The following is a 6,456-nucleotide window of genomic DNA, read 5'->3' as shown; positions in this document are numbered from 1 at the left end:
CCTCCAACGCGTTCCATAAAGTGCGGTCCTAGAAGGGGTGAAAAACCCGAACGCCGCCGCGCGGCCATGCCGCCCGACATCACGACGACGCCGAAAGTCGCGCCGTCACGAATAAGACGGGCTAACCGGAGCCACGATCACAATTGGAAAATCGAAAAAGTAATTTGCAGGCTTTCAGAGGCCCGCTTTGGGTCATAAGCAGGCGTTCGATTCGACCTTCGACCGCCATCGCCAGTCGATGCCGACAGCGCAAAATCTCCCCTCAAAACTCCTGCGCCGTCGGTCTGATCGCAATCTGGTTCACATCGACATTCGCCGGCTGTTCGATCGCGCAGCGAATCGCGCGGGCGATCGAATCGACAGGAAACGCCTGCTCGTAAAATGCGTTGACGAATTCTCGGCTCGCCGGGTCCGACGTGCCCGACTTCAACTCCGTGTCGATGGCGCCGGGCATGATGACGGTCGTGCGAATCTTGTCGCCGACCTCATGGCGCAGCCCTTCCGAAATCGCCACGACCGCGAATCTCGTGCCGCTATAAACTGTGCCGCCGAGGCCGAACGCATCTAAGCCCGCGACCGAGCCTCGCCGTCTAGTGAACTCCAGGCCCAAAAGGGCCTCTCATCTTAATGCGGCTTGAGTCGGCGAGGGTTTAGGCGCCGGCCCTACTCGCTCCGACCCCTCCCCGCGACGCCCCATTCGGCGGCGAAGCCGCGCAAACTTTGCGGCGCCGCCGCGGCGCGTTTCCAGAAACCCGGCATTTTCAAAGCCTTAACTATTCGCTCTTACCGTCGACTCCGACAAGAATTCGCCCCAAAGCAGCCCAAGCAAGGCCGTTTAGTTCTGGTGAGAATATGTACGGGCGTTCCGCGCAGTTCAGGCTTTCGCCGGACATTGACGCACTCTCGCGCAAATGTCGGTGAAGTCGAGAATCCCGCGACGGAAGATCAGTTCGGAGGTAGGGGCGGATGATGCAAGGAATCAGTGCGCCATTCGATGTCATTTCTTTAGATCGGCGTATTTATTCTCGCAAAAGCTCGTCTCATCTGGTCATCGCCGGCGTGGCCTGCGCGGTGAGCCTGTCGGCGGGATTCTGGGCGCTGTCGCAGCGCGCGACCCCCGGTGCCGAGACCGCCGCCGCGCAGAAATCCCAAAATTCGCGCGTTTCCTACGCCGCGCCAAACCCCTATGGCGCCATCGTCGGCCTCGGCGGCCGGCCGCGGAGCCTGGCCCTGGCTGACACCACGATGCGCGGCGGGCTCGACGCCAGCATCCAGCCGGCCCCGCACACGCCTTCGGCCGCCGTGCCGCTGGAGGCGGACGACGCCCAGATCGCCTCGGCCGAGGGCGCAGGCGAGGCGCCGACGCCGCCGCGCCGGCCCGCCGAACTCTCCGTCGCCGGCCGCGGCCTCTATGAAGGCTCGCTGCGCCGCATGGCCCGCACCACCGTCGTGCCGGCCTCGCCTTCCGACGAGCGTTCGATCTTTGAAAAAGTCTTCGGCCTTGGCGACGCCGCGCAGGAGGCCCGGCAAGAGCAGCAGCAGCGCTCGCGCGGACAGGCCCTCGCCTATGCGTCGACGGATACCGGCGGAACCCTCTCCGACCTGAAATCCGGCCTCCTCGGCGGCGTTTCCGGTGCGGCCGGCGCGGCGGTCGGACCCGCGGCGCGCTACGACCGCTACACCGCCGTCTATGACATTTCCGCGCATACGGTCTATCTGCCGAATGGCACAAAGCTCGAGGCGCATTCCGGCCTGCGCGAACATCTCGACGATCCGCGCTACGTCCATTTGCGGATGCGCGGCGCGACCCCGCCCCATGTCTATGATCTGTCGCCGCGCGAGGCGCTGTTCCACGGCGTCCAGGCGCTGCGTCTGACGCCGGTCGGCGGCCAAGGCGCGATTTTCGGCCGCGCCGGTCTGCTCGCCCACACCTATATGCTCGGACCGAACGGCGATTCGAACGGCTGCGTGTCCTTCCGCGACTATCAGTCCTTCCTGCGCGCCTACAAGAACGGCGAAATTCGCCGGCTGGCGGTGGTCGCGCATCTCTAAGCATTTCATCTCATACGCAAAAACCAAGAAGCGGCCGGCTCGGCCGCTTTTTTGTTGGCGTTGCGGACCCGATCGCGCTGTTTGGAATTATGACAAGAATCTTGTCGGGCTCGCGCAGATCAATTAGCTTGCAAAAGCGGAACGCTTGAGGGGTTTTTTAATGACCGTTTCGATGTATCTCATCAATCCTGCCGGCGATTTTCCAACCTATTTCGGCGGCGAGGCGCTCGCTGCGTCGGGCGCGCCGGGCGGCGTGATGATGGCGGACCTCGCCACGGCGACGGTCGCGGCGCTGGCTCCCAGCGACTTCGAATTCGAACTCTGCGAAGAGCAGATCGAGCCGGTGAATTTCGACCATCCCGCCGACTGGATCGCGATCACCGGCAAGGTCAGCCAGCGCGGCAGGATGATCGCCATCGCGGACGAGTTCCGCCGCCGCGGCAAGAAGGTCATCATCGGCGGGCCCTACGCCAGCCTGTCGCCGGGCCGACTGCGCGATCATTGCGACGTGCTGGTGAGCGGCGAGACCGAGGAAATCGCAGCTGAACTCTTTTCCGATCTTCGCGCCGGCAAGCCGAAGGACAGCTATGTCGGCGACAAGCCGTCGCTCGCCGCCTCGCCGCTGCCGCGCTGGGACCTCTACCGCAACGACCGCGCGATTCTCGGCGCCGTGCAGACCTCGCGCGGCTGCCCGTTCGAATGCGAATTCTGCGACGTCATTCAATATCTCGGGCGCAAGCAGCGCCATAAGCCGATCGCCAATGTCATCGCCGAGCTCGACGCGCTGTGGAACGCCGGCTATCGCACCGCCTTTCTGGCCGACGACAATTTCACCGCCTATCGGGCGCATTGCAAGGAACTGCTCGCCGCGATCGCGCATTGGCGCCGCGATCGTCCGATGGAATTCGTCACGCAGATTTCGATCGACGCGACGCGCGACGAGGAACTGCTCGACATGTGTGTCACGGCAGGACTCACGCAGGTCTTCGTCGGCATCGAGACGCCGAATATCGAAAGCCTGCGCGAGACCGGCAAGCGGCAGAATTTGAAGATCAGCCTCGTCGACGAAATCCAGAAGCTTATCGACCACGGCATGTCGGTGATGGGCGGCATGATCGTCGGCTTCGATCACGACGGTCCGGGCGTCTTCGCCCAGCAATATGATTTCGCCATGGCGACGCCGATTCCGATCTTCAGCCTCGGCGCGCTAATGGCGTCGGAAGCGACGCCGCTCTTCGACCGCATCTCGCGTGAAGGCCGCTTGATCACCGGCGGCGTCGAGACCCAGGCGGTGCCGTGGAGCTCCAATATCCAATGCCAGACGATGAGCATGGAGGAGCTGCATGACGGCATGCAGAATCTCTGCAACGCGCTCTATTCGCCGGCCGCCTTCGGCGAGCGCATGCTGAACATGATCAGAACCTTCGGCCGCAACCGCAAGGGGCCGGCGCCGCAGCCCTTCGATCCCAAATCGCTGCGCGAAGTGGAACAGCAGGCGATGCAGGTCGGCATGGACGTGCGCAAGATGGGCGAGGCGGAAGGCCGCATGTGGAACAAGGTCTGGGGCGCCGCCGTGCGCAAGCCCGAGACCATCACCATCGCCGCCCGCATCATGTTCCAATATGCTCAGGCGCGGCACATGTTCGACAAGGGCAATTATTGGGAGCCGCAGCTCTCCAGCCCGCCGGTCGCCCCGCAACGCGCGGCGTAAGGGTTTCATCGAGCGCCAACGCGCGTCGGGGCTTCCTCATCCTGAGGAGCGAGCGAAGCTCGCGTCTCGAAGGACGAGGAAGCCATAGACCGGTTCCCCACCCTCGTCCTTCGAGACGCCGCTCCGAACTCGGGCCAGCCCGAGATCGAAGCGGCTCCTCAGGATGAGGGCGAGGACTGCGGCGCATCAGAATCCTGATAGCGCCGCTAAACAACGATCCCCTTCGATATCGACAGCGGCGCTTTCGAGCCTTTGACGCCGGCAAGAAGAATGCGCGTCGCCGGCGAGTCGATTCGTGTGTAAATGGGCGTGATCGACACGCCCCCTAATCTTCCCTCGACCGCGGCGAGACATTCGGCGAGCGCGTCGGCGCGGTGGATCATCACGAAACTTCCGCTCGGCGCGAGCAGCGCGAGACAGGCGCGGACCCAGTCGGCAAGCGGCGCGCTGGCGACATGTGCTCGGGCCTTGGCGGCGTCGGGCGTGACGCGCACCCTGCCCGCTTCATGAAAGGGCGGATTGGTGAGAACGAGCGCGGCGCTTTCGTCGATGAGACCAGCGGCGCGGCGCGACATCGCCGAAAGAACGTCCGCTTCATAGACCGTCACGCGCGCGTCGAGATTATTCGCGGCGACATTTTCGCGCGCGAGCGCGCAACTCTCGAGGTCGATATCGACAAGTCCGACGGCCGCGTGCGGCGCGCGCAACGCCGCCATCAGCCCGACCGCGCCCGCGCCGGCGCCGATATCGAGAATGAGCCCCTGCTGCTCTTCTGGCGTCGCGCCGGCGAGCAGCACGGCGTCCGTGCCGGCGCGATGACCGGCGGCGCTTTGACGCAGGCGCAGGCGCCCGTCGAGAAAGCCGTCGAAACGCGCTTCGTTCATATGAGAGGAAACTTCCCATGACGCGGCGCCACGGGCAAGTGCGTTCGCGCCCGGCCCCCATGCCCGCCCTCCCCCGCATCGCGGGAGAGGGCGCAAGTTTCGGCGCTTCTTCGAACGCGACGGATCTGCGCGACGTTGCCGCGCAATGCTGCTCGCAAGAGTCCCCTCTCCCGCGCAGCGGGGGAGGGACAGGGAGGGGGCTAGCGCGCTCCGCCTGCGCCTGCGACTTGCCGCCTCCCTCCCAAAGCCGTAAATTCGCGCGATTAGGGACAAGGCCGAGGGGGCTCCGTGGGTATCGTCATTCCGTTGGAAGAAAAAAAGGAAGCCGGACTCGACAGTCTCCTCGAACTCATCGGCCCTGATCTCGAGCGCACCAATCAGCTCATTATCCAGAGAATGGGCTCCGACGTCACGACGATCCCCGAGGTCGCGAACCATCTCATTTCCGCCGGTGGCAAGCGTTTGCGGCCCATGCTCGTTCTCGCCACCGCCGGCATGTGCGGCTACAACGGCGACGGGCACCTGAAATTCGCCGCCGGCATCGAATTCATGCATACGGCGACGCTCCTCCATGACGACGTGGTCGATGAAAGCGACATGCGCCGCGGCAAGATCGCCGCGCGCATGCTGTGGGGCAATCAGACCTGCGTGCTCGTCGGCGATTTCCTGCTCGGCCACGCCTTCAAAATGATGGTCGAGCCCGGCGTGATCGCGCCGCTCACCGTCGTCTCGCAAGCGGCGGCGGTGATCGCCGAAGGCGAGATCATGCAGCTTAACGCGGCGAAAGACACGACCACGACGGAAGACGCCTATATGGGCGTGATCCGCCGCAAGACGGCGGAGCTCTTCGCCGCCGCCGCCGAAGTCGGCGTGATGCTCGGCGGCAAGCCCAAGGCCGACGAAGCCGCGGCGCGCAGCTATGGCATGAATCTCGGCATCGCCTTCCAGCTCATCGACGACGCGCTTGATTACGGCGGCTCGTCAGTCAAGCTCGGCAAGAATGTCGGCGACGATTTTAGAGAGGGCAAGATCACGCTGCCCGTGGTGCTCGCCTTCCGTCGCGGCAATGAGAAAGAACGCGAGTTCTGGCGGCGCACGCTGGAGAAGGGCGAGATCAAGGACGGCGATGTCGAGACCGCCTGCGGACTGATGAAGAAGCACAAGGCGCTCGACGATACGATCGAGCGCGCGACTCACTACGGCGCCATCGCGCGCGACGCGATGGAGATTTTTCCGGCCTCGCCGTGGAAAAGCGCACTGCTCGAAGTCGTCGACTTCTGCATCGATCGCGTCTATTGACGCGCCGCCGGCCAGCCGTGCAACGGCGGCCGGCGGCGTTTCGTCAGCCCTTCAGACAGCCAGCCTTGAACTGCTTGCGCTCCTTGCCGTGAAGCCCTTTGGCGTCGGCCTGCGCGCGGCAGTCCTTTTCTCTCTGCGCATGCGTCTTAGCCGCCGGGGCGGCGGGCGCAGGCTGCGCCGTAGCGGCGGGCGCTTCGACGTTCGGCGCAGCCGCCTCTGCCGGAGCCGCCTTCGGCGCGATCTCGGCGGGCGGCGCCCAGGTGGTCGCCGCGTTTCCTGCTGGCGTTGAGGTCTTTGGCTCCGCGAGCGCGGCGCCGAAGGAAAGGCTGGCGCAAACAACGCCGGCGGCAATGCATTTAACGCTCGTGAACATTTACGTTTCTTCTGTGTCTTGGGGCGCGCCGCAACGCCCGCGTGTTGAACCCTTGCGGCGCGACTTGTCACGCGCAAACGCGCATCCGTGGTCTGCCGCTCGTCAAAGCTAGCCGATTTATGACAGCCTGTCTTTGA

Annotated in this window: 6 protein-coding genes; 3 read left to right on the top strand and 3 right to left on the bottom strand. The window is 64.5% G+C overall.

Annotation, left to right across the window (positions count from 1 at the left end):
* Nucleotides 1–262 precede the first annotated feature (262 nt).
* A complete protein-coding gene (locus AB7I51_RS06270) occupies nt 263–610 on the bottom strand; it encodes an SDR family oxidoreductase (RefSeq protein WP_428403419.1) in 348 nt (115 codons plus the stop codon).
* A gap of 356 nt (nt 611–966) precedes the next feature.
* Between AB7I51_RS06270 and AB7I51_RS06265 the strand changes: the two genes are divergently transcribed.
* The gene (locus AB7I51_RS06265; protein ID WP_428403418.1) at nt 967–2,052 is read left to right on the top strand and encodes a DUF2778 domain-containing protein; all 1,086 of its coding nucleotides are present in this window, start codon (nt 967–969) and stop codon (nt 2,050–2,052) included.
* A 160-nt stretch (nt 2,053–2,212) separates the two neighbouring features.
* Nucleotides 2,213–3,763, top strand: a complete 1,551-nt coding sequence (locus AB7I51_RS06260; protein WP_428403417.1) for a radical SAM protein — start codon at nt 2,213–2,215, stop codon at nt 3,761–3,763.
* A gap of 206 nt (nt 3,764–3,969) precedes the next feature.
* On the opposite strand, the gene AB7I51_RS06255 is transcribed toward AB7I51_RS06260, so the two are convergent.
* A complete protein-coding gene (locus AB7I51_RS06255; RefSeq protein ID WP_428403416.1) occupies nt 3,970–4,647 on the bottom strand; it encodes a tRNA1(Val) (adenine(37)-N6)-methyltransferase in 678 nt (225 codons plus the stop codon).
* A gap of 288 nt (nt 4,648–4,935) precedes the next feature.
* On the opposite strand from AB7I51_RS06255, the gene AB7I51_RS06250 reads away from it, so the two are divergent.
* A complete protein-coding gene (locus tag AB7I51_RS06250; RefSeq protein WP_428403415.1) occupies nt 4,936–5,946 on the top strand; it encodes a polyprenyl synthetase family protein in 1,011 nt (336 codons plus the stop codon).
* A 43-nt stretch (nt 5,947–5,989) separates the two neighbouring features.
* Here the strand turns inward: AB7I51_RS06250 and AB7I51_RS06245 are convergent, their stop codons facing one another.
* Nucleotides 5,990–6,319 carry a PsiF family protein gene (locus AB7I51_RS06245; RefSeq protein WP_428403414.1) on the bottom strand — a complete coding sequence of 110 codons (330 nt, stop codon included), beginning with the start codon at nt 6,317–6,319 and terminating at the stop codon, nt 5,990–5,992.
* Between the last annotated feature and the right edge of the window lie 137 nt (nt 6,320–6,456).

The organism is Methylocystis sp., assembly GCF_050246715.1.
Classification (GTDB): Bacteria; Pseudomonadota; Alphaproteobacteria; order Rhizobiales; family Beijerinckiaceae; genus Methylocystis.
The sequence above is the reverse complement of the archived record's forward strand: the minus strand, read 5'-3'. Positions and strand labels throughout refer to the sequence as shown.

What these genes read in the sequence shown, in the direction of transcription:
- AB7I51_RS06265 (WP_428403418.1), top strand. Translation starts at nt 967, where the DNA reads ATGATGCAAGGAATCAGTGCGCCATTCGATGTCATTTCTTTAGATCGG.
- AB7I51_RS06260 (WP_428403417.1), top strand. Translation starts at nt 2,213, where the DNA reads ATGACCGTTTCGATGTATCTCATCAATCCTGCCGGCGATTTTCCAACC.
- AB7I51_RS06255 (WP_428403416.1), bottom strand. Translation starts at nt 4,647, where the DNA reads ATGAACGAAGCGCGTTTCGACGGCTTTCTCGACGGGCGCCTGCGCCTG.
- AB7I51_RS06245 (WP_428403414.1), bottom strand. Translation starts at nt 6,319, where the DNA reads ATGTTCACGAGCGTTAAATGCATTGCCGCCGGCGTTGTTTGCGCCAGC.